Origin of the sequence: Nostoc sp. DedQUE09 (assembly GCF_034530915.1) — a bacterium.
Classification (GTDB): domain Bacteria; phylum Cyanobacteriota; class Cyanobacteriia; order Cyanobacteriales; family Nostocaceae; genus Nostoc.
In genome coordinates, this window is sequence record NZ_JAVRCE010000009.1 from 91,887 (window position 1) to 114,648 (window position 22,762).

18 protein-coding genes are annotated in these 22,762 nt (G+C 40.4%); 8 read left to right on the forward strand and 10 right to left on the reverse strand.

The window, feature by feature from the left end:
* Positions 1–162: 162 nt before the first annotated feature.
* Positions 163–378: a hypothetical protein gene (locus tag RMY27_RS08440; protein WP_322662169.1), complete on the reverse strand. Its 216-nt coding sequence runs from the start codon at positions 376–378 to the stop codon at positions 163–165.
* 1,050 nt (positions 379–1,428) lie between these two features.
* Here RMY27_RS08440 and RMY27_RS08445 point away from each other — a divergent pair.
* Positions 1,429–1,815 (forward strand): HPP family protein, encoded by a 387-nt coding sequence (locus RMY27_RS08445; protein WP_322662171.1) that lies wholly within the window; start codon positions 1,429–1,431, stop codon positions 1,813–1,815.
* A 328-nt stretch (positions 1,816–2,143) separates the two neighbouring features.
* On the opposite strand, the gene RMY27_RS08450 is transcribed toward RMY27_RS08445, so the two are convergent.
* Together RMY27_RS08450 and RMY27_RS08455 are read right to left on the reverse strand one after the other, a co-directional pair.
* Entirely contained in the window at positions 2,144–2,347 is a 204-nt protein-coding gene (locus RMY27_RS08450; RefSeq protein WP_322662173.1) for a ChaB family protein, read from the reverse strand.
* Positions 2,348–2,673: 326 nt separating this feature from the next.
* Positions 2,674–3,135 (reverse strand): pyridoxamine 5'-phosphate oxidase family protein, encoded by a 462-nt coding sequence (locus tag RMY27_RS08455; RefSeq protein WP_322662174.1) that lies wholly within the window; start codon positions 3,133–3,135, stop codon positions 2,674–2,676.
* Positions 3,136–4,014: 879 nt separating this feature from the next.
* Between RMY27_RS08455 and RMY27_RS08460 the strand changes: the two genes are divergently transcribed.
* Positions 4,015–4,392 carry a hypothetical protein gene (locus RMY27_RS08460; protein WP_322662176.1) on the forward strand — a complete coding sequence of 126 codons (378 nt, stop codon included), beginning with the start codon at positions 4,015–4,017 and terminating at the stop codon, positions 4,390–4,392.
* A gap of 10 nt (positions 4,393–4,402) precedes the next feature.
* Complete coding sequence (locus RMY27_RS08465; RefSeq protein ID WP_322662178.1) at positions 4,403–6,727, forward strand: caspase family protein; 2,325 nt, start codon at positions 4,403–4,405, stop codon at positions 6,725–6,727.
* Positions 6,728–6,753: 26 nt separating this feature from the next.
* Here the strand turns inward: RMY27_RS08465 and RMY27_RS08470 are convergent, their stop codons facing one another.
* Both RMY27_RS08470 and RMY27_RS08475 read right to left on the reverse strand, forming a co-directional pair.
* A complete protein-coding gene (locus RMY27_RS08470; protein ID WP_322662180.1) occupies positions 6,754–7,086 on the reverse strand; it encodes a type II toxin-antitoxin system PemK/MazF family toxin in 333 nt (110 codons plus the stop codon).
* Complete coding sequence (locus RMY27_RS08475) at positions 7,071–7,313, reverse strand: DUF2281 domain-containing protein (RefSeq protein ID WP_322662182.1); 243 nt, start codon at positions 7,311–7,313, stop codon at positions 7,071–7,073. The genes RMY27_RS08470 and RMY27_RS08475 overlap by 16 nt, the downstream gene beginning before the upstream one ends.
* A gap of 301 nt (positions 7,314–7,614) precedes the next feature.
* Here RMY27_RS08475 and RMY27_RS08480 point away from each other — a divergent pair, with 301 nt between their 5' ends.
* The 4 genes from RMY27_RS08480 (at position 7,615) to RMY27_RS08495 (ending at position 11,554) form a co-directional block, all read left to right on the forward strand.
* Positions 7,615–7,830, forward strand: a complete 216-nt coding sequence (locus tag RMY27_RS08480; RefSeq protein ID WP_322662184.1) for a bromodomain-containing protein — start codon at positions 7,615–7,617, stop codon at positions 7,828–7,830.
* 60 nt (positions 7,831–7,890) lie between these two features.
* Positions 7,891–8,442, forward strand: a complete 552-nt coding sequence (locus RMY27_RS08485) for an alpha/beta hydrolase (RefSeq protein ID WP_322662185.1) — start codon at positions 7,891–7,893, stop codon at positions 8,440–8,442.
* A 184-nt stretch (positions 8,443–8,626) separates the two neighbouring features.
* A complete protein-coding gene (locus RMY27_RS08490; protein ID WP_322662187.1) occupies positions 8,627–9,199 on the forward strand; it encodes an HdeD family acid-resistance protein in 573 nt (190 codons plus the stop codon).
* Between the two features lie 264 nt (positions 9,200–9,463).
* Positions 9,464–11,554 carry a glycoside hydrolase family 10 protein gene (locus tag RMY27_RS08495; protein ID WP_322662189.1) on the forward strand — a complete coding sequence of 697 codons (2,091 nt, stop codon included), beginning with the start codon at positions 9,464–9,466 and terminating at the stop codon, positions 11,552–11,554.
* Between the two features lie 274 nt (positions 11,555–11,828).
* On the opposite strand, the gene RMY27_RS08500 is transcribed toward RMY27_RS08495, so the two are convergent.
* The gene (locus tag RMY27_RS08500; protein ID WP_322662191.1) at positions 11,829–12,350 is read right to left on the reverse strand and encodes an adenylate kinase; all 522 of its coding nucleotides are present in this window, start codon (positions 12,348–12,350) and stop codon (positions 11,829–11,831) included.
* A gap of 595 nt (positions 12,351–12,945) precedes the next feature.
* Here RMY27_RS08500 and RMY27_RS08505 point away from each other — a divergent pair.
* On the forward strand, positions 12,946–13,383 hold the full coding sequence (locus RMY27_RS08505; RefSeq protein WP_322662192.1) for an NUDIX hydrolase: 438 nt from the start codon (positions 12,946–12,948) through the stop codon (positions 13,381–13,383).
* A 405-nt stretch (positions 13,384–13,788) separates the two neighbouring features.
* Here RMY27_RS08505 and pip read toward each other — a convergent pair whose 3' ends face one another.
* From pip to RMY27_RS08525, 4 genes are all read right to left on the reverse strand, one after another.
* On the reverse strand, positions 13,789–14,727 hold the full coding sequence (gene pip, locus RMY27_RS08510) for a prolyl aminopeptidase (protein WP_322662265.1): 939 nt from the start codon (positions 14,725–14,727) through the stop codon (positions 13,789–13,791).
* Positions 14,728–14,835: 108 nt separating this feature from the next.
* Entirely contained in the window at positions 14,836–17,193 is a 2,358-nt protein-coding gene (locus RMY27_RS08515; protein WP_322662193.1) for an S-layer family protein, read from the reverse strand.
* 25 nt (positions 17,194–17,218) lie between these two features.
* On the reverse strand, positions 17,219–18,184 hold the full coding sequence (locus RMY27_RS08520; protein ID WP_322662194.1) for a filamentous hemagglutinin N-terminal domain-containing protein: 966 nt from the start codon (positions 18,182–18,184) through the stop codon (positions 17,219–17,221).
* Between the two features lie 55 nt (positions 18,185–18,239).
* On the reverse strand, positions 18,240–22,466 hold the full coding sequence (locus tag RMY27_RS08525) for an S-layer family protein (RefSeq protein ID WP_322662195.1): 4,227 nt from the start codon (positions 22,464–22,466) through the stop codon (positions 18,240–18,242).
* Positions 22,467–22,762: the final 296 nt, after the last annotated feature.

The window sequence follows — 22,762 nt, forward strand, 5'->3', positions numbered from 1 at the left end:
ATGAATAGTGAAAGAATGGTCAAGCGATCGCTATTGAACTTTGGTTGACCATTAACAGCCATCAAATGGGTATAAGTACACATTGAGATTCAGGAATCCAAACTCGCAAGTCGCTGTTATACAAACGAAAATTGGTGTCTCTCAGTAAAAATCCCAAGTAAATTAAGAAGTTGCTAGCGATGTCTCACGACAAGCCGCTTCTCTACGAGAGGTTACGCTAACGCGTCTACGCACTATGAGATTCCGAGCCTCCCGACATAGTAATAATCTCTCCATTGCATCATGGCGTTCTGGGTTGGTTTCTTCCATAGCCCGATACTCGTCTAACGTCAGGCGAGTTGTTATTACATCTGGGGGGCTGGTTTGAGCAAAGACCACAATCAACCTCTTAAATAATTAGCTCTAAAACTATTATCAGCAAAGCAAAGAAGAATTGCCAATGAACGGTTGAATGCCGCAGTTTCCAAGTGAAAGTATGATGTACCAATCACCTTGTTGCGCATGTATTTTATTGCCTTTGGCCAAGAATTCATTCAATTCACCAACGGCAAGGAAATATTATCAACTCTGCTAGCACGAATGGTACTAAGAAAAGATACAGCCCTTGATCTGACTAGTTCCCAGCCTGTAGGCTGGGAACTTATTCTTGGAGGCTCCGCCTCCAGTAGCTTGACAAGACGCAGAGCCTCTTTTAAATACATTCCCAGCCTGGAGGCTGGGAACAAGATGACATAAGCCTTTGGGCTTTTCTTAGTGTCATTCTCTGCTAGCACCTTGAAGTTAGTAACGATATCTTTAAATATGGAACGAATCTAGGCATTTATAAGTAAATATTATAGTTATGATAGATTTTTTTCTACGTAATATACACTTTCTTGAAAAATTTCCAAGATCCTTTAATGGTAAAATGTTATAAAATCATGACATTAAGCAATATTCTATAGGACTTGTTAATTTAGCGTTAACAGGTCTATGTAAATGTTGCTCTTAATGTCTTGAATAAATAATCTAGTCGATGCCTTATCTACAATCTGGAAAGGTACTACTGTGTGCATTGTTATCTTTAGTTTATAAACCGATTTAAGATAGTATTTTTGCTAACAAACTTGAGATAGATGTGTTTGTTTATTTCGGTATTGATAACTAGCTACAGCATAATGTCATAACTCATATTTTCTAAGTTGATGCTTATTTATTATTGTGGAGTTTATGAAGAGAATTTCCTCAAAAAAGCGAACTAATTCTGTCTATTTAAAATTATTTAATTACAAAAATCTTCACTTGAAATGGAAGAATTACTGGTTTAAGATAACTGGAACCTGGCGGTCGTGTCCTCTAACATGTCCTATAGAGAAACCTCATCACAGACATATTTTTTGGAGTTGGCTTGGTAGTTTCTTAGCAATCGCAGCAACGGCTTACTTGTCTATGAAAACACATTCTCCTCTGCTTATGGCTCCGTTTGGTGCTACTAGTGTATTGATATTTGGTGTACCAGACAGCCCTTTGGCTCAACCCCGTAATGTGATTGGTGGTAATCTTGTAGCTGCCTTAGTCAGCCTAATTATATTACATCTTTTCGGTTCGTCACCTTGGACAATGGGAATGGCAGTAGCAACAGCCATTGGGATGATGCAGCTGACTGGAACTCTACACCCACCTTCAGGAGCAGTTGCCTTAGTCGTAATGATGACAAAAGCTCCTTGGCAATTTCTATTAACACCTGCTTTACAAGGTTCTATTATTTTGGTGCTTTGTGCTGTGGTTTTTAATAATTTGGCACAAGAGAGAACTTATCCCAAGCACTGGCTGTAAGATTTTTAACGCTGTTTCTATCAAAGGTGGATCTGCTCACCACAAGTGTACAGTGACAAATACAAAGTCGCTGTACTATATCCTAATAAAGCAAAAGTGATTCCTTATTAGTCATCATATTTTCATGAAAACAAATCGCTTTTTTGAGGCGATCGCTCCATAATTGATATTTTGGGGGTTAGTTTACCTCCAATACTGTTCAGTTAAGAGACGCGATGAATCGCCGCCTCTACTCTACAATAATCAGTCTTTTGTCTTGACGGTGATTTTTCGCGTCTTTACGATTTATAATTTTCATCAAAAAACCTTAACCGAACCGTATTGAGTTTTATTCTGGTTTTTTGTGCCAATGCCCATCATCGCCTTTTTCGTAATCGCGCTTTACCGCACTCCAAGCGACTCGAAAGGCACGTTCTTCTCCACCATATTGTTCTTGAGCGCTGTTAAATGTAGCCCGGAAAATTTCTTGGGCGTGCTTGGGTAAGTTTTCTTTGACTGAATCTGGTAAGTCTGCAATTTGTTTGTAAGGCATAACTTTTATTTCCCCAGTCTCATAGTTTTATTCTACCTTCATCAGTATCAAACTTTGGAAGTTTTGAAGAGTTTAAATATCTTCATCAGCAGTATATTGGTGACAGCGATACCTGCGGTGAGCTACGCTAATGCACACCGCCTGCATTGGTTAAAAGCCAGGTGCGATGCCTGTGGCGGGCTACGCCTACGCTGAATTTGAAGGCAGTAGTTTCAGTTACTCAATACCGCTAATAACTGCCACAATTTTGCCCAATAATTACACATCTTTAATAATTCCTCATTGAATTCTTAACTACGAATTAGGAATTACGAATTATTAATTACTTAAAGACGTGATGTTGTCAAAAAACTAATTGTTTGTGGTTTGAAACTCGATACACTCTCCCAATAATTAACCTGGTTAATATTTACCTTTAGCAAAGCAATATCTGGTTCGTCTAGTCCTTTAGGAAACCAGGTTTGAAGTTCCGGCTTCCATAACTCTCGCATTTTGTTGCGCTCTTTCACAAGTTGTGCTGTACCTGAGATAGAAACGTATCGCTGCTGTTCGGGTGAAGAGAAACTAATATTGACCTGCTCATGGTGTTCAATTTCAGTCACCTTATGGGAACCAGCATAAGTAAAGAACCAGAGTATGCTATCAGAGTTAATCTCACCACTCTTTGACATGGGGTAACTATGCAAGCTGCCATCATCATCGACTGTGGTAAACATACCATAATCAATATCTTTGATTAGTTCATGCAGTTTTTGAATCTGTTGATCGCGGTCTGTAGAAGTTGTCATTGTCTGTAATTTTTTCTCTATTTGTTGTCTGGGCTGTAATTTTTGATTACAACCAGATTTAATACTGATAAAGATATTTTTCAGTATTAACCTTTTTAGTTTCAATTGCGTGAGCCTAAAGGTGTAATTATAATAAAATTAGCTTTTTTAGTTATATCCATAGAGATATTTGTTGAGAGTGACTATTTTGTGCATACACAACTTTGAGGTATAGTGAGGTTAATTTGGTGCTTATTTCTTTAGACATAAATTTGATAAATTTTGTACTAAATTCAAAGTGCGTCTGTAACTTTAGGGTAATAAAGTTATATCTTCCGGTTGGTAATAACTATTTTGGGGCTGCCGCTTCACTCATTTGCGGCAGAATTGCAATGAGGTTTTAAAAGGGTTTTACCTGAAATTTTGTAGTTTGATTTATTCTCGCCGATTTATTTACTGAGAAAGTATTTCAGTATTTTGATAAAGTATTTTAATAAAGCAATTAGGCTTTTTGATAAAGCAAGCAGTAAATATACCTGACGATTAAAAATCACGGCTGTACATAGCTTACTTCCCGTTCGCCCTTGGCGTCCTTGTCCTGTAGAGAATGGTGCAAAGCCGACGCTTAGATATTCTGCAACTGTAAAGTTTTTTAATATAACACAGCAATAGCGATCGCTCTCATATTGCTAAATTAACCAAGTAAATCAAAATCAAGCCTAGCTTACTCTGAGCAGTAATAGTATCTATTTTTACTTGATAGTACTCTTCCTCTTCATAGCACGCTATACATCTTGTCAAAATTTATATTTATGACAATCTAGACCGGAATTATCACTAATTGGATTGTATAAGATAGTTATGATAATTTAAGCATTAATCACAATTAGAGGTGTAAGAATGGCGAGTACATCCAACGTCCAGATTACCATCGCCTTGCAAGAGCCTGATTTAGATGACGATGAACTGCAAAACGAAACGCAGAGACTATTGCAACAGATGCTGGAACTGGATGAAGTGGAAGATGCTAGTCTTTTCCGTGAAGCAGAAGCACCAGCAGACAGCAAGTCACTTACAGGTCTGGCAGTGGGTTGGCTAACAGCCCAGGTGAATGCAAAGAATATTAAAGCACTGATGGGATTTTTAGGCGATCGCCTTGGCAGCAAAACTATTGAATTAGAAATTGAGGTCAATGGCAAGAAACTCAAAGTCAAAGCCAGCAGTCGGCAAGAGTTAGAAGCAGCAATTGAGGCAGCACAGAGATTTGTAGCAGGATAGAGTATTTCAAATGGTTAAGGTAGCGCTGCTGATTGGGGTGAGTGAGTATGAGCCGGGGTTGAACCCGCTACCAGCTGCTGTAAAAGATGTTGAAGCGATGCAGCAAGTGCTGTTACACCCAGAAATGGGCGGCTTTACCGAGACAGATATTATGGTGCTAAAAAATCCCCAGCGCCAAGATATGGAAGAAGCTATCGAAAATCTATTTGCCCATCGTCAAAAAGATGATCTGTTAGTTCTCTTTTTCTCTGGTCATGGCATTAAGGATGACACTGGCAGACTGTTCTTAGCAACTCGCACCACACGCAAAACTCCAAGAGGAGATTTAATTCGCTCATCGTCAGTAGCAGCCAGTGTTGTACATGAAAGCATGAGCCGCAGCCGTTCTAAACGGCAAGTGGTGATTCTCGACAGTTGCTTTAGTGGTGCTTTTGCTGAAGGTTTATCAGCCAAAGACGACGGTATTGTAAATATCCGTGAGCAATTAGGAGGAGAGGGACGAGCTGTTCTCACTTCATCCAGTTCAACTCAATATTCTTTTGAACAACAGGGATCAGACCTCTCAATTTATACCCGTTATTTGATTGAAGGAATCACAACTGGCGCGGCAGACCTAGATGAGGATGGCGTTGTCTCCATTGACGAGTTGCATGATTATGCCAGCAGGAAGGTTAGAGAAATACAGCCGACAATGAAGCCAGAAATCTACACAACTAGAGAGGGCTTTAAGATTCGACTTACAAAAGTTCCGCAAGGTGATCCTAAACAGAAGTATCGCAAAGAAGTGGCGCGATACAGTAGCCGTGGCGATGTTTCTTTTGTGGGTCGCAAGATTTTGGATGCGCTTAGAAGCCGCTTAGGACTATCCGAAATGGAAGCAACTACAATTGAAGATGAGATGTTAGCAGTTGCTCGTCAGGAATTTAGACAAAAGTTACAGCAATATGAGCGGGACTTTACTGAAGCACTTCAGCAGACAGTAGCCCTAAGTGAAGATGATTTTAATGCACTAAGACAGAATCTTCAGCAAATTTTGGGGCTGAGGAATGAGGATACAATGCCAATTGAGGCGCAAGTTAAAGCAAGAATTGAAGCATATAAGCGACACCTTCAACATTACAGACAGTCGTTAACTAAAGCAATGCGACAAGAGTATCCCCTAAGTCGACCTACTCGCCATCAATTGCAACAGATGCAGCAGGAATGGCAACTTAAGGATGAGGATTTAGCTGTAATTGAAAACAGCCTGACAGCAGAAGTGGAGGCATATCGACAAAAGTTAAAGCAGTTTGAGCAGGCATTTATAAGAGCAGTGCAGCAGGAATATCCTTTGAGCGAAGCAAACCATAACCAACTGTGGCAACAGCAGCAACTCTTAGGTCTAAAAGCTGAAGATATTCACCCAATTACTGCCCGAATTACAAAAGAAACAGAGGCATATCAACAAAAATTGCAGCAGTATGAGCAAGTAATAACTCAAGCAATTGAGCATCAGTACCCATTCACGGAAGAGATTCGTGAAGAGTTAAGGCGATATCAGCAAGTTTTGGAAATTAAGGATGAAGAAGTAGCACGAATAAAAGAAAAAGTTGTTCGACAAATAAACACAAATCAACCTCAAATTCAGCAATCAAATACTTATGAACCACAAGTAGCTCAATCACATTCAATTGATGTAAATACGTTTGATGTAGATAATTTTTTAGAAGAGGTAAAAGCAGATGAATTACCAACTCAGTTTTTATCAAGGCGAGTAACTCAGGTAATTCCAGAGACTAAGCCAGTCAAAACTCCTAAATTACCGCTACAGTTGATAGTTCCGCTAATATTTTTGGTAGCAACAGGTTCTCTAGGATTATTTGTGAAGCAACTGCGATCGCCATCAGGAACCTCTCCAATTTTTTCCAATCCCCTACAAACTCAAAACCCTGGCATTGAAACGACACCTATACGACCGCGATCGCTGGCTAATCTCTCTCCAGGTTGGGTAATTAAAACCAACAATGACATATCCTTGGGAAACAACCAATCACTTCCCCGTGGGACTTTTTTAGAAGTTATTGAGAAAAAATCAAATCCAAATCCTACTTCTGGGAGTTTTTTAGTGTCTATGCGAGTCTGTACTAATAAAAGTACCCAAACTCCAGCTAATACTAATAACACAGCCGTAACTACTTTAGTTACACCAAATTCAAAACCTTTGCCAGCAACAGTATTGCTAAACTCCTCCCAAGTCAACCGTTTTGGCGTTGTTTTACAATCAGACGCACCAAATCCATGTAGAACTGTCACGCAACCGCCAGTTACCGAACCATCTGACACTAGTCCAACTTAATCAAATAATCGATATAACTACAGGCTTTAGTACTGTATAATTTCAATAACTTTATTAATCACCTCTGTTAATTTTTCAGATTTTATTTGACCTGCTTGATATAAGATAATTTCTTGCTCGGCAGTAAAAATGCGATTTGGTCGAATATTACTTGGCTGATTTAAACTTCCAAAGTTAAAATCACTCTTGTCCACTTCAATAGCATAGACATCACCAACTGATTGGCTAGTAATTTGGCAAAGAATCAGGTCATTACCCTGAAGTTTAGCAATAACTAAAGCAGGTCTGCGTTTTGTCTGAGTTAAGTCCGAAAAGGGAAACGGAACAATAACAACATCTCCTTTTACAAATCCTGCCATGCTGTATCTTCCTCTGGTTTTAACCAATCTTTTCGCAGTGATGATTCACTCATAATGGTGATTTCTAAAATTTTATCTTTTTGGTACTTTGCTTGTAAGAACTGAACAAAATCTAAAATCTCCTGCAACAAAGGTTCCGGTAATTTTTCTAGTTCTTGTGTAATCTGTTCTTTAAGCATAATTGTCTGATTATGTGTTTGGGCAATATCTAAAATAATATTTATCATATCTATTTTTGAATTAAAATATAAAATCAAACAAATTCTGTAACTGTAAAATTTTATATAACACCAGTAGCGATCGCAGATCATCATGATAAGAGTTATTATATTTGCGATCGCCACTCATGACTTGTTCTTTGCATATTAAAGTATTAAAATTTACGCAAGAAAGTATTATTACTCGAAAATGTTAAATTTATACCCTCTGAATGAGCCTCTTCAACCCATAGCAGGAGTATCACTTTCCATTCAGCGTCTACGATAAAGAACTAGGAAATAAAATTGCAGTATATCTGCCTTTCAAATTATGGACTGGAAGTACAGGTGGAAAAATGGTTATCGACCAAGCCGAGATGAAGCAGCAAAAAATCCTCATTTGTTAGATGAGAGTCAGTTCGAGAACGAACAAGACCGAAAACTCGCTGAAGAAACTACAAGGAAGCATTTGGGCGTACCTGCACCAACCTTAGACGAAGATCAATCTATACTACCTCATGCAGCTTCGCCTAATAACAAGGTTTAATCCTAAGACATAGGCATTTTTTGCTTATGTCTGCTACATACCATTATCAAATTTAACAAAATGCAGATTTCGCAACTTTTCAATCGATTAAATAATAAGAAATTTACTAAGTTACTCACTCAGACTGTAGCTTTAGGCCTAGGCGCTATTGTTCTATTTTCAACTACTAATGCTAATGCTGCCGAGCAAGTTGTTTTAAAATACGGTACTTTTCAAGGGCAAGTATCTGTTGAAGAATTAAGTCAGTTTACAGAAACAGGTAAGACTACCCCAACTTTAAGAGCTTATTTACAGGCAGCCCAACAAGACCCCGCAGTAGCTCGTAAGGCATTGAAAGCCCCAATAAAAGCTGATGCTGACTTTTTAAATAGCTTACTAGGTAGTTGGGCAGGGCCAATTTTAGTTAACCAAATTGGTGAGGTAGTTCATCCTCCCGGAGGAGAGTTAGATCAGCAGGCGTTGCGAAGTGCTTTAAGTGCATCTATTGAACAAAATGGTGAAGTTACACTACTTGGAGCCATTGAGAATTATCCAAACACTTCTGTTGAACTTGAAGGAGATCGTCTCATCTCTGTTTATGAACGCCTAAGCAATCTTGCAGAACTTTTATAAGGGTTACTTAAAGATAATGCATTTGTCATCAGATGATTGATTTAGTATCTCAATAGTCGTGAATTTTAGTCACGATCACGATGAAGTTAATACTGATTAGTCTATCTTAGGGTTCATACTTTGTGACTTAGAAATTTTCTAACCTAAATGTAGAGTTTAGTCTAAGAATAGGGAAAGAGTTTTTATGACAACCGATGTTTCTAGAGATATTAAAAAGGATGTTAATGGGTCACTGATAAGTGGTGTTCTCCTGAGTATTTTAGGGGTTATTGCGATCGCAGCGCCTAACTTCACCACCTTATTCGCCGAAACTTGGGTTGCGGTGATTTTGATTTTTGCTGGATTTACAAAACTAGTTTATGCCACTCAAACCCGCCACGAAGGAGGTTTTATTTGGAAACTTCTATTGAGCGGACTCTATATTGCAACAGGTATAATGCTGTTTGTTTATCCTTTTACAGGTATTCTCACATTAACTCTGTTGCTTGGTAGCTTTTTGCTGGCTGAAGGTACATTCGAGTTAATTCTAGCATTCCGGTTACGTCCACAAAAGAACTGGACGTGGATACTAGGTAATGGGATTATTACGCTGGTCTTAGGCGCAATGATTTGGTTCCAGTGGCCCTTCAATGCACCCTGGCTTCTTGGGACACTAGTTGGTGTTAGCATTATTTTCACTGGCGTTTCACGCGTAATGCTGTCATTCAATGCGCGTTCTACCTCGAATCCTACTAATGAAGCTGCAAATGCTACTTAGTAAAGGAGTGGGGAGATGAGGGCAGGGAGTAGGGGGCAGAGGAACAGGGGAGAAATAATAACTCCTAACTCAGCACTCGGAACGGGTTAAAGGCCCCGCTTCCGTTAACGGAACTATTTTACACGATGCCCCATTCCCAAGCTTGAGTAGTCAAAGTTTACAAGAAATTGCAGCAGCGATGCCTAAGGTGGGCTACACCTACGCCAACAAAATTGCTAAATTAGCTAAGGAAATCAAAATTAGGCCAGCTAGCTGCAATTAACAATGGTATCTATTGCTACTCCATTCTCGGATATTCAAAACCATTGGGCACGCTCATTTATTACAGCCTTAGCCCAACGCGGTATTGTCAGTGGGTTGCCTAATGGCACTTATCGCCCCGATAACTCACTTACCCGTGCTGAGTTTGCCGCTATTATCGCCAACTCATTTGGCACAGTTTCCAAGAAGCGGCAGTATGTTCCCTTTGTTGATGTACCCACAAATTATTGGGCAGCAGCAGCCATCAAAACAGCTTACGAAAAAGCATTTATTAGCGGGTTTCCTGATAAAACTTTCCGTTCTGCTAACCGAATTACTAGAGTAGAAGTCTTAGTTTCCTTGGTAGCAGGCTTAGAAATTGCTACCAAGGTAAAACCTGACCTACTCTCAAAACTCTCACAAATTTATCAGGATTCTGTTCAGATTCCTGAGTATGGTAGAAATCACGTAGCTATTGCCACTAGCGCCGGATTAGTAGTTAGTTTCCCAAATATTAAATTACTCAATCCTAATCTCGCAGCCACCCGTGCAGATGTGGCAGCAATTATTTATCAAGCTTTGGTGTATTTAGGTCAGGCAGAAAAAATTGCCTCTAGTTACCTAGTGCAGCCGCCGATATTAACGCCCACGCCGACACCGACACCCACGCCGATACCAACACCCACGCCGATACCAACACCAACTCCCACACCCACACCTGTCGGTAGTGTTAGGGTAAATCATAGGCGGGAATTCCGGGGAGCATGGGTAGTATCTGTGTGGAATGGTGATTGGCCTTCCAAAGCGGGACTTTCTGTTGCTCAACAAAAAGCAGAACTTACCGAGATTATTACTAAATTACAAGCGCTAAACTTCAATGCCCTGATTTTCCAGGTGCGACCGGAGGGGGACGCTTTGTATGAATCTCAATTAGAGCCTTGGAGTGCTTGGATTACAGGAACTCAGGGGAAAGCACCAGAACCATTTTACGATCCTTTAGCGTTTGCGATCGCAGAATGTCATAAGCGCAATATTGAACTCCATGCTTGGTTTAACCCTTACCGCGCTAGCACCTCCACCGACCCAGCTAAAACAGTCCGTCCCCACATCGCAGCTACCAATCCAGAAAGCGTTTATTTGTGGAAAACACAACGCTGGATGGACCCAGGACTAAAAATAGTTCAGGACAGGGCGTATAACGTAATTCTCGATGTAGTGAAGCGTTACGATGTTGATGGTATTCACTTAGATGATTATTTCTATCCATATCCCATTGAAGGACAACCTTTCCCCGATGATAAAACCTACGCTGCATATAAAGCAGCTGGTGGTACACTCAGCCTTGGCGATTGGCGACGGGACAATGTTAACAAAATGGTACAGCGCCTTTGGCAGGGGATTAAAACAACCAAACCCGACGTTAAATTTGGTATTAGTCCTTTTGGGATTTATCGCCCCGGACAACCCGCTGGTATTACTGGGTTGGATGCTTACAACGTCCTATATGCTGACTCAAAAAAATGGTTAGAAGAAGGCTGGATTGATTATATTGCACCTCAACTTTACTGGCGCACAGACCAACCACAACAAAGTTATTCGGCGTTGTTAAAGTGGTGGACACAGATAAACACAAAACAAAGACACGTTTACGCTGGCAACAATCTGACAGAACCAAGCAATAAGAGTCGGGAGAGTGATGAGATTGAAAAGCAGGTGATAGTTACTCGTAGCCAAGCTGCACAGTTATCACTAGGGAATATCTTTTTTAATGTCGGTGTTTTGACAGAAAATAGTCAGGGCATTGCTGATAAATTCCAAAGTCTGCTTTATAACAAACCTGCGCTACCGCCAACTTTGCCTTGGCAGGATACAACACCACCATCTCCACCCATTGGACTACAAGTCAATAACCGCAAACTGAGTTGGCAGCCTGGAGATAATCAGCCAGTTCGTTCGTGGACACTTTATCGGCTGAGTGGCGATACTTGGACAATTCAGCGAATTTTGTCTGCTGGCACAACCTTCGCTACCGTCCAACAAGCGGGAACCTATGCCGTGTGTGCAGTGGATAGATTAGCCAACGAGAGTGCGGGAACAGTTATTACAGTTAGTTGAACAACAGTATTACTGAGATTTCTGACAACTTTTATGGATGCAACTGACGAATAGGAGTCTGACTTTTCAAGATAAAACCAGTCTGGTAATAATAGTGTGACTGCGGCATTAAAACCATCATCAACAATCGTGATTCCTTTTCAAAATTTTGGTTGACAGCCAGTAGTTCGGAACGTAGATTGTTGAGAAACCGCCAGGGACGTACATCTTAATGTTACGAAATGGGCCTTAAACTCCGCAGTCAAAGTATTCAGGCAGGAAAGAAGCAACAAAGTTAGTGTCCTGCATCAATTAATTCAAAAAATTGTGAAATTTGTTGAGTCGAGCGAATGTGATAAACATTTTTGATGCTTTGAGCCTGCTCGATATACTCACGATATTTTGGGGTTAAATATTTGTAACACAACCAAAGCACACGGTAACTCATAAGTGAACTCCTTAATATGGGACTATTGGAGGGCCAGCCTACTGGCGGTTTAAAGTAACCTGTGATTAGTCGTTTAGTTACCCACCATCCATGCACATATAGCGGTAAATCGACAAAAACCAGAGTATCTGCCTCGTCAAGTCGTAGCCAGAGAGTTTCCATGCAACCAAACCCATCAATAATCCATTGGTCACTAACTAAAATTTGCTGATGGGCGTGCTTATAGTCTTCATGTGGAACCTCTGTTCCTGCTGATTGATATTTAATCTTGTCCAAGACGTAAAGTGGCAAACCAGTGATTTCAGATAATCTCTTGCTTAGAGTTGATTTCCCGCCTCCAGCATTGCCAAACACCGCTACTTTTTTCATCGCCACTCTCCTTTTAGTGCCCTTTTAGTGCAATTAAGTCAAATTTGGCACAAGCTTGTCCCGAAAGAATAAAAGGTTTAACTATATTACCTTTATACTACACAATGTGTTGCCAGAAGATTTCTACTATCGGGACTTAAATATTTTTAAGGCATAAAAAAGACTCAAAGCTATATAAAGCAAGGAAAATACACCAAATACTCAAAAATGCTTGAAACCCAGATATATCAAGAAACTAGGCTTAACGATGTCAAAGTCTCTGTGCATATAAAAAATTTGAGGCTTTTTCTGGCTACTTTTTGTCTAAGTCCCATTAACCTCCTTGATTCAGATGCGACGCTTGTTCCTTTCTACGAGAACGCTGCACGAACGCTAAGGCTACGGTATCGCGGACTCGCTAATGCTAGTTGCACAAAATTCATTCTGAATTCTGGTGGACGCCTTTATTCTGTTTCGATAATTAACTGTTATAAGTAAAAATTATTTTTTAACCTTTTCATAACTTAAGATTAACCGAAATTTATCCGGTATCAGCTCTAGAATTTCTGAAGTAAACATTGTACAAAAAAGCTAGGACGTACAGGATGTAAATTACATGAGTCGAAAAGCCAGTAAAGTGTTTAAACAGTCTGGGGTAATTCCTTACAGAGTGAACAATGGTAAAGTTGAAATCTTGCTCATAACAACCCGTGACTTTCAACACTGGGTGATTCCGAAAGGAGATATTCCTAATGGCATGAGTCCGCCTGCTTCAGCTGCCAAAGAGGCGTGGGAAGAAGCAGGAATAATTGGGCAAGTAGATGCAAATGAACTGGGAACTTACAAGTACCGCAAACAAGGCAAAATTTACTGCGTCAAGATGTATTTACTATCAGTCGATATGCTGAGTGAAGATTATCCAGAAGCAAGTAAAAGAAAACGGCAGTGGGTAGAAGTAAATAAAGCTATTAGGCGGATTAAATTTAATTCACTCAAACGAATCCTTAAAGGTTTTTTCCAGGTAAAATCCCAATTTTGTTCATTACGATGTTAATTAGTGGCAGGAATAAATCAAACTATATTATGCAATATAAAATAAATTAAATGTTTGTAGTCAACCACTCCAAGCCTTACTACAAAACTTTGTTTATTCACGCCCACTTACTTAAATCTATAGTAAAGCTATCAAAGTTTTTATACCGAAAATTCCATCAGCCTGCAATACTTGTCGGGTTTTGGGGAAAAGGGAAAGGTGGGGCCCCCTCTGGGTATAAGGGGCGGGGGGAAAGAAAAAACCTTTAACCTTTACCCTTTAACCTTTTCCCCAAACCCAATGCCGAGTTGAAAATGCACAAAGCGTGCAGTATTGCATTAGCCTGCAATTTCTTAGATATTTAGAAAGTAACAATTGCATTCTTAACTGGCTCAGAAAAACATCTAAACTAAATATTCAACCGAATTAAATATTATCTGTTGCTTCAATCAAAGCACTACGAATTCCTGGTTCGCTCATCGAATGCCCTGCATCAGGAACCACTATAAATTCCGCTTCTGGCCAAGCCCGATGTAATTCCCAGGCTGATATCATTGGGCAGACTACATCATAGCGTCCCTGAACAATTACAGCCGGAATATGGCGAATACGGTCTACATTTAAGAGTAATTGATCTTCTGTTTCCAAAAATCCCTTATTCATAAAGTAATGGCATTCAATCCGAGCGAAAGCTGAAGCAAATTTACTCTCGCCAAACTTTTGCATGAGTTCTGGGTCGAAAAAAAGTCTACTGGTGCTACCTTCCCAAATTGACCAAGCACGCGCTGCTGTTAATTGAATTTCTAAATCTGGATTGGTCAAGCGTTTGTAATATGCTGCGATTAAATCATCACGTTCATCTACAGGAATTGGTTTGAGATATTCTTCCCAAGCATCAGGAAAAATATAGCTAGCTCCCTCTTGGTAGAACCAGCGCAATTCTTTTTGCCTCAGCATGAAGATTCCACGCAGAATTAATGCCTTGCACCGAGAGGGATGGGTTTGACTGTAGGCTAATGATAAAGTGCTACCCCAACTACCACCGAAAACCGCCCACTTTTCTATACCTAAATGTTGGCGCAGTTTTTCGATATCACTGACTAAATCCCAAGTGGTGTTTTCTCGTAATTCTGCATGAGGTGTACTTTGACCACAACCGCGTTGGTCAAACATGACTAACCGCCATTTTTCTGGGTGGAAATATTGCCGATAAAAAGCTGGACATCCACCACCAGGGCCTCCATGCAGCAAAACGATGGGTTGACCTTGGGGGTTTCCTGACTCTTCAAAATGGATAGTATGAAGGTCGGAAACTTGTAAACTACCTTCTAAGTAAGGCTCGATCGCTGGGTAAAGTTCTCGCATTTTGCATATTTTATCAGTAATGTTGTCATGGCGATCGCTATATCTTGGTAAAACAACTTCACTTCTGTAAAATGTGGATTCTAACCGCCCTTTCATCTAAAAATTGCTTCACTGACATTCTCGACTGAGTACCAAGCGGCCATCAGCGAGTCGATAAAGCCCTTGTGGTTCAACTATTGCATCGCCTTTTTTCCAAGTCTGCGATGTTAGTTCAACATTACGCACCTCACCAGTCGAATATACTGAAATTAATCCATTTCCTGGACTATTACGTAAAGCGCCAGAACCAGTAATGAAGAATGTACCCCCTTGCTTGGAACTGCGTGAAATGCAACTATTGGCAATGAGTGCATTGGTGTCTATGACGTTGGGAAATGCTCCAGTGAAGCTGTTTTGAATGGAACTGGTATCGGGTGCGTTAATATTTGTTATACCTGAAACGCCTAATTCCGAGCTTGCAGTAATATCGCTTTTGTCGGTTGGTTGTGGGCGAGACTCGATACCGAAGATACCTTGCGAGTTGATTTTGAAGTTTCCACCGGAACCAGTATATGCATTTGCGCTGATATCGCTGTTTTCTTTGGGAATGGCGACAATAAATTTAGAGTTGATATTGATATTACCGCCATTGCCACCAGCTTGGCTTCTACCTGCGGTGGTTGAAATTAAACCGCCACCGCGCAGCAGTAATAAATCAGCGATATCGAGGGTGATATCACCACCATTACCTGCATTTGTTAAAGAAGCGATTCCGCTGGCTTTACCAAGAATTTCCAGAAAATTAGCCTTAATTCTAATATTTCCAGCCTCACCCGTACCGATGCTGCCGGAGAAAATTTCAGCATGATCGCGTACACTAAGGCGATTAGTAGCAATATCTATATCACCGCCTTGACCATTAGCCTCTTCGTCAACTGATGATAGCAAACCAGTTGCAGACTCACTGTCTGAACCAGTGAGGATAATGTTATCAGCTTTTACCGTTAAATTCCCCGCGTTTCCATTTCCCTGAGTTGCTGATGATATTTGTGATTTTTCTTGTACATTTAATAGTTGAGTTTTGATGCTGATATTGCCTGCGTTACCATTAGCTTCATCGTCAACCTGAGTTCTGATGCTGCTACTTCCTCGTAAATCAATTTTCTCGGCATTAATCGTAATATTTCCCGCATTACCTTGACTTAATGTGGTGGCAGAAATTTGTCCGTTATTGCTGAGGTTTAAGCGTTCTGTTGTAACGTCAATACTGCCCCCAGAACCAATTGCTCCAGTTTGCAATTCTGCAAATAAACCTGATGGTGCAAATGAACCATCTACTCGTTCTGGCCCAGCCCCAGTAATATCAATAGAATCAGTGGCACGAACCACCAAATTACCCCCTTGCCCCTTTCCTAGCAACACTGAGGCTGATATGTTTCCACCATTACTCAACCGCAACCGTTCCGTATCAATAGTTATCGTGCCACCTCTTACATCTGCATTACTTCCACCCACATCCGAGGTTATGTTACTAATATAAGAAAAACCCCCGAACCGAGACAGAACTTTTTGTGCTAGAGGCTCAGACAAAATTTCTTCTACACGAGGGTTATTTAATATATTTAACTGTTCTTTAGGTACGAAAACAAACCCATCCAATTCTACATCTTTGGCCCGGATAGTAATATTTCCAGCATTACCACTGCCTCTACTGGATGCGGTACTTATATATCCTCCTTGAGTTAGGGAGAGTCGAGGCGTTTCTATCGTTACATTACTTCCATTTCCTGAGCCAAAGTCGGTGCCACTTAATACCCCACTAGAGAAACCGCTAATCTGTACGTATTCACTAGCTTTAATAAAAATGTTAGCTGCATTTGCACTGCTAAAAGTATTCGTACTGACATAACCTCCATCTTTGAGATTGAGTTGCTGGGTTTCAATGGTGATATCCCCTGCTGTTGCTTGAGTTGCACTTCCTAGTGGTAGAAAAACACTTGTAGATATATTACTTTGAGTCACCTCAATCGCATTCCGAGCCTGAATGGAAATAGAACCAACATTTCCACCACCAGATGTAATTGCTGCTACTCCCCCCCGTGAGAAATTATTTTGAAGTCGCAAAGTGCCAGTTTCAATCCGCAGATTACCTGTTGAACCAGAACTCAAGCTTCCAAGTTGTAAAGAAGCTTGGTTAGTGATATTGACATCATTTGTAGCTCGCACTGTTAAGTTTCCCGCATTACCTGCACCTCCAGATATAACAGAGACAAAGCCGCCATTGACGTTGACAAACTCTGTTGCATCAAGAGTGAGGTTTCCCCCATTACCTGCACCACTTGTATTTACCAAAATAACACTGCTATTTTGTGTATTTCCATCTCCGGCAATTGTGATTTTCGCGGCATTAATAGTAACATCACCACCCAAACCTGTGACTGAATTGTCGCTACTAGAAAAAATCCGACTGCTGTTAGCGAGAGTCACTGCATCGCTGGCTCGAATTTGAATATCACCCCCCCCTCACTGCACCAAAAGTAGTGCTCTGAATTACAGAGCCATCCAAACTAAATTGAGTCGCATCAACAACAATTGATCTGCTATTGCTACTATAAAGAAAGGAATCGTTTAGCCCAATTTTTCCGCCAAATAGCTCAATTGCACTATTTCCACCTGTAGCTAAAATTGTTGCATTCGTTAAGTTAATGGGTGTGCGTCCTAGATTTTCCGCGAAGTTAAAACCCAACGAGGAGTTATTAACATTCAACCCAACAGTTGTATCTCCAGTGACTGCTTCCAATTTCACTTGTCCATTTTGAGTAAACAAAAAACTACCATCTAAGGTAATTTCACTGCCTATCAATGCTAAGGTGCTACCAGATCCAACACTCAAACCACCAACAGCATTTCCTTGAGAATTCTGAATCACTGCTTGGCTAGTAATGCCTCCTGGTTGCGAACCAAACTGCAAACCAATTGGTACATTGATAGTCAATAACGGCGGTACTTGGGGATTTATAGCGCTAAACTCTACCCCATTGGGAAAAATTAAGCTATTTGCTGTTGTCCCCAAAAAAGAACCTTGTATATCTAAACTGGCATTTTTACCAAACACAATGCCATTGGGATTTAGCAAAAACAAATTTGCATCACCTAATACACCCAATCTCCCGAAAATATTCGATGAGTTACCACCAGTAACGCGAGAAAAGATGTTTGTTATCCCTTCTGGATTAGCGAAATAAACGCCTCGACCAACACCGACGTTAAAATCTTGAAAACTGTGAAATAGGTTAGTGCCACGAGCCGCGCCACCATCGATAATGTCATTTTTTTGATCAAAAGGAATGACTTGCGATCGCTCGTTTCCCTGGCTATTATCGGGAGTTAACTGAGCAAAAGTAGGATGAATAGAAAATGCAATACCTGCGACGCATCCCAGCCATCCTGTGACAGCAAACCGCAAAATTTTCACCATAACCTCTGTGCTTTTATTTAGTAGCGGAAGCCTCACTTCCAGTCCTCAGTAACCTTTAGTGACATTCTCGACTGAGTACCAAGCGGCCATCAGCAAGTCGATAAAGCCCTTGTGGTTCAACTATTGCATCGCCTTTTTTCCAAGTCTGCGATGTTGGTTCAACATTACGCACTTCACCAGTAGAATAGATTGAAATTAATCCATCTCCCGGACTACTACGTAAAGCACCAGAACCCGTGATAAAGAAAGTACCCCCTTGTTTGGAACTGCGAACAATGCAACTATTAGCGATCAGTGCATTAGTATTGATGACATTTGGGGATAATCCGGTAAAGCTGTTTTGAATGTAACTGGTATCGGGTGCGTTAATATTTGTTATACCTGATACACCTAATTCAGAACTTGCAGTAATATCGCTTTTTTCGGTCGGTTTTGTCCGCGCTTCGATACCGAAGATTCCTTGCGAATTGATTTGGACTCTTCCACCGGAACCAGTGTATGCGTTGGCGCTGATGTCGCTGTTTTCTTCAGGGCTGGCGACGATGAATTTTGAGTCTATATTGATGTTACCGCCATCGCCACCTGATTTGGCTAACCCCGCAGTTGTGGTGATATTGCTGTTACGACGCAATAGTAATAAATCTGTAGCGGTTAAGCTAATATTTCCACCATCACTAGAGTTAGTTACAGCACTAATAGCCGCTTTATTATCTAGTACTACACTACCTGAATTAATGTTAATATTCCCAGCAATTCCATCTCCAAAGCTACTAGCAGATAAAGCTGCACCATTGAGAGATAAATCACGAGATGTAACGTTAATATTGCCGCCTTCACCTTTACCTGTGAATCCTGCATCTATTGCGACTATGCTAAAGATGCCAGTGTCAAAGTTAAAACCATTGGGAGTTGTCCCCTGAAGAGAGAATTTTCCGCCAGCATTAACGGTGACGTTACCTGCATTTCCTTGTCCAATTGTTGCAGCATTGATTTTAGAACCATTTGTGAAAGAAATGTCACCAGTGGTATTTATTAGCACATTCCCAGCATCGCGTCTACCAATAGTAGTAGAATTTAGAGCAGCACCATCGGATAAAGAAAAATTACGCCCCTGAATTTCAATATCTCCACCCTTACCTACTGCATTTAGCCCAAGAATGGAGAATAAAGAACTTTTTCCTGAAATAGAAACATCACCACCTGCTTTAATTGCAATTTTACCAGCGTTTCCATCTGTGGCAATAAATGTTGCTATATTACTATCTTTGATTTTTGTGTCACCCAATGTAGTTATCAAGACATTACCCGCGTTGCCTTTACCATTAGACAATGTAAACAAATTAGCGCCATCAGATAGCTCTAAATTACGGGCTACAATCTCAATATCACCACTGTTACCTACACCAGTTTCCAACACGCCGCTAGATATTCCGCTACTAAGTCTTTCACTGCGTCCAGAAAATATCACAGCACCATCTGCTTGAATTTTGATATTCCCGGCATTACCTTCACCTGACGTACTAGCACTCAGGGAAGAACCACCTGTGAAAGAAACATCCTCTTTTGTATTGATTGAGATATTGCCAGCATTACCTTTACCATCAAGATTGCTGTTAAAAATGGCAGATCCTCCACTTATAGAAAATGACTTAGCGAAGATATTAATATTTCCGGCATTACCTATACCTGACGTACTAGCACTCAGGGAAGAACCACCTGTGAAAGAAACATCCTCTTTTGTATTGATTGAGATATTGCCAGCATTACCTTTACCATCAAGATTGCTGTTAAAAATGGCAGATTCTCCGCTTAGAGAAAATGATTTTGCGAAGATATTAATATTTCCTGCATTACCTGTACCTGTTTCGGAAATGGCGCTAACTATGTTACTGTTATTCGCCAGAGAAACTGTGTCTGTTGCTTGTATTGAGATATTACCAGCGTTTCCTTTACCAGAAGTGCCAGCGACAAAATAAGAGCCATTATCTAAAGAAAGCTTTCCTGTTTGGATATCAATATCTCCACCATTACCTACTAATCCTAAAGTTGTACTACTAAAATATGCTCGATTATTTAAAGACAAAGTATCTTTAACTTTAATAGAGATACTACCAGCATTTCCCTGTCCAAAAGTGTAACCATTAATTGAAGCATTATCTAATGATAAATCTTTAGCTTGAATGTTGATACTGCCAGCATTACCTCTGGCTTTATCAAGAACGGTAGAACTAATTTGAGTGAAATCAATATTATTAGTATTGCTGAGGGAAATTTTTTCTGCTGCTTGAATAAAAATATTACCTCCATCACCCAGCCCAAAGGTATCAGAACTTATTTTACCTGTGTTGTTTAAGAATAATTCTCTGGTATTGATGCGGATATCTCCACCTTTACCTACACCATCAAAACTAACGTCACTACTAATACGGCTGGGGAATTTACTTTCTCCTCGTTGTTCAATAAAAACCTTACCAAAACCGTCTATATTAATAGTTTCACGGGCATTAATGGTGATATTACCTGCATTACCTATTCCATTTGTGCCTGTATAAATAATTGCACCATTTGTCAACGATAGCAAGCCAGTTGTGATTTCTATATTTCCCCCATTACCGACACCTCCAGCTATCACATCACTTGTGATACCAGCAATCGAATAGCCAACTATCCCATCTAGCTTAATTGTGTCGCGGGCATTAATAAAGATATTACCTGCATCACCTTTCCCAGAAACTCTGGTAGATATTTGTGAACCACCCAATAATGAAAGGGTTCCAGTATTAACCTGGATATTTCCACCTTTACCTACACCATCAGCAAACACTTTGCTCTCAATAGAACTATCACTATCAAAAGCAATATCATTAGCATCAATCGTAATATTTCCCCCATCGCCTTTACCATTGATACTGCTGCCAATAGATGCCCCATTGGTTGATTGGAGAGAATCTGTTTTTATCTGAATATTTCCAGCATTTCCTTCTCCAGGGCTACTGGCAAAAAGTTCCCCACCTTCACTAATAGCCAAACTTCTAGCTTCGACACTCAAATTTCCAGCATTTCCACTACTATCGGTACTTGTTCCTGTATAAAAGCCACTTCCAAATATACCCCTGCCAAACAATTCTATAGAGTCAGAAGCTTTGACATTCAAATTTCCTCCATTACCGGAAGATACAGTATAAGTTGAAATATAAGCTCCATCTGTAGCGATTAATTTTCCTGTATTAACGTTTAACTCTCCAGAGGAACCAGCACCTTGAGACTCTGTATATAAGCTGCTGGCATAATTTTTGTCTGCTGATTCTCCAATCAGTTCTATTGACTCGGTAGCGTTGACATTAAACTCTCCCCCAGGTTTTGAACCAGTGGTGATAGAGAAAAGCGATGAACCATCACGCACTGATAGTTTCCCTGCTTGTACTTGAATAGAACCTCCACCTTCTCCACTGACATCAGCTGAGGCTTTTTGAGATAGCTGGATATTTCCAAAAGCATTTACATCTGAATATCCTAAAAATAAACCTGAATCATTTTGCGTCAAGCTAACTAAACTCGGTGATACGATGCTTCCTAATTCAATTCGTCCAGACTCAGCCCTCAGATTTCCACCTTCCAAATTTATGTCACCGCCAACAAGTGCAAGGGTTTTCCCTGGTTGTACTTGCAATCCGGGAACATCAGTTCTAATGGTTCCAGCAGTGGATGGATTATACGTTAAATTATGACCTGATCCTTGTACTGTGATTTTTCCAGGATTCACCCCGAATTGTAAGCCCAGAGGAACGCTAATAGTTAGCAAAGGTGTATTTTGAGGGGTAGTTGCACTAAACTCTCTACCATCAGCGAATTTTACACTACTTGCCGTTGTCCCCACAAATGATCCCTGCATATCTAACTGGGCATTTTTACCAAATAAAATGCCATTGGGATTGAGCAAAAATAAATTCGCATTACCTAATACTCCTAATGTCCCGAAAATATTCGATGAGTTACCACCAGTAACGCGGGAAAAGATATTTGTTATTCCCTGTGGACTAGCGAAATAAACACCTTGACCCTCACCGATATTAAAATCTTGAAAACTGTGAAATAGGTTAGCACCACGAGCCGCACCGCCCTCGATGCGGTCATTGTTTGTATTAATAGGAATGACTTGCGATCGCTCCGTTCCCAGGCTGTTATCGGGAGTTAACTGAGCAAAAGCAGGATTAATAGAAACTGCAATACCTACCACGCATCCCAGCCATCCTGTGACAGCAATCGGCCAAATTTTTACCATTTCTATTCTGCCTACTATTTTTATAGTGGTTCTTAGTTGTTTAATAAAGACCTCACCCTAACCCTCTCCTCTTAAGAACTACCGTGTACACACAAGTCAAATTACCCCCCTTAATCCCCCCTTATAAAGGGGGGAAATAAGAAATCTAGTTCCCTCCCCTTTCTAAGGCAGGGCTGTTTCATTCCCTAAAAGTCCTTAATTTACAAGCGTATCAGTCAAAAAAATCAGGTTGTTAACAATCCAATTCAGACAAAAACCAGGCGATCGCACTTAAATTTATCGGTTGAAGCCGTAAT

Bases quoted from the DNA above. Each gene is read 5' to 3' on its own strand.
- RMY27_RS08455 (WP_322662174.1), bottom strand. From the start codon at position 3,135: ATGACAACTTCTACAGACCGCGATCAACAGATTCAAAAACTGCATGAA.
- RMY27_RS08500 (WP_322662191.1), bottom strand. From the start codon at position 12,350: ATGAAAAAAGTAGCGGTGTTTGGCAATGCTGGAGGCGGGAAATCAACT.
- RMY27_RS08520 (WP_322662194.1), bottom strand. From the start codon at position 18,184: ATGGTGAAAATTTTGCGGTTTGCTGTCACAGGATGGCTGGGATGCGTC.
- RMY27_RS08490 (WP_322662187.1), top strand. From the start codon at position 8,627: ATGACAACCGATGTTTCTAGAGATATTAAAAAGGATGTTAATGGGTCA.
- RMY27_RS08525 (WP_322662195.1), bottom strand. From the start codon at position 22,466: ATGGTAAAAATTTGGCCGATTGCTGTCACAGGATGGCTGGGATGCGTG.
- RMY27_RS08475 (WP_322662182.1), bottom strand. From the start codon at position 7,313: ATGATAAATATTATTTTAGATATTGCCCAAACACATAATCAGACAATT.
- pip (WP_322662265.1), bottom strand. From the start codon at position 14,727: ATGCGAGAACTTTACCCAGCGATCGAGCCTTACTTAGAAGGTAGTTTA.
- RMY27_RS08450 (WP_322662173.1), bottom strand. From the start codon at position 2,347: ATGCCTTACAAACAAATTGCAGACTTACCAGATTCAGTCAAAGAAAAC.
- RMY27_RS08480 (WP_322662184.1), top strand. From the start codon at position 7,615: ATGGACTGGAAGTACAGGTGGAAAAATGGTTATCGACCAAGCCGAGAT.
- RMY27_RS08485 (WP_322662185.1), top strand. From the start codon at position 7,891: ATGCAGATTTCGCAACTTTTCAATCGATTAAATAATAAGAAATTTACT.
- RMY27_RS08505 (WP_322662192.1), top strand. From the start codon at position 12,946: ATGAGTCGAAAAGCCAGTAAAGTGTTTAAACAGTCTGGGGTAATTCCT.
- RMY27_RS08460 (WP_322662176.1), top strand. From the start codon at position 4,015: ATGGCGAGTACATCCAACGTCCAGATTACCATCGCCTTGCAAGAGCCT.
- RMY27_RS08445 (WP_322662171.1), top strand. From the start codon at position 1,429: ATGAAAACACATTCTCCTCTGCTTATGGCTCCGTTTGGTGCTACTAGT.
- RMY27_RS08495 (WP_322662189.1), top strand. From the start codon at position 9,464: ATGGTATCTATTGCTACTCCATTCTCGGATATTCAAAACCATTGGGCA.
- RMY27_RS08470 (WP_322662180.1), bottom strand. From the start codon at position 7,086: ATGGCAGGATTTGTAAAAGGAGATGTTGTTATTGTTCCGTTTCCCTTT.
- RMY27_RS08465 (WP_322662178.1), top strand. From the start codon at position 4,403: ATGGTTAAGGTAGCGCTGCTGATTGGGGTGAGTGAGTATGAGCCGGGG.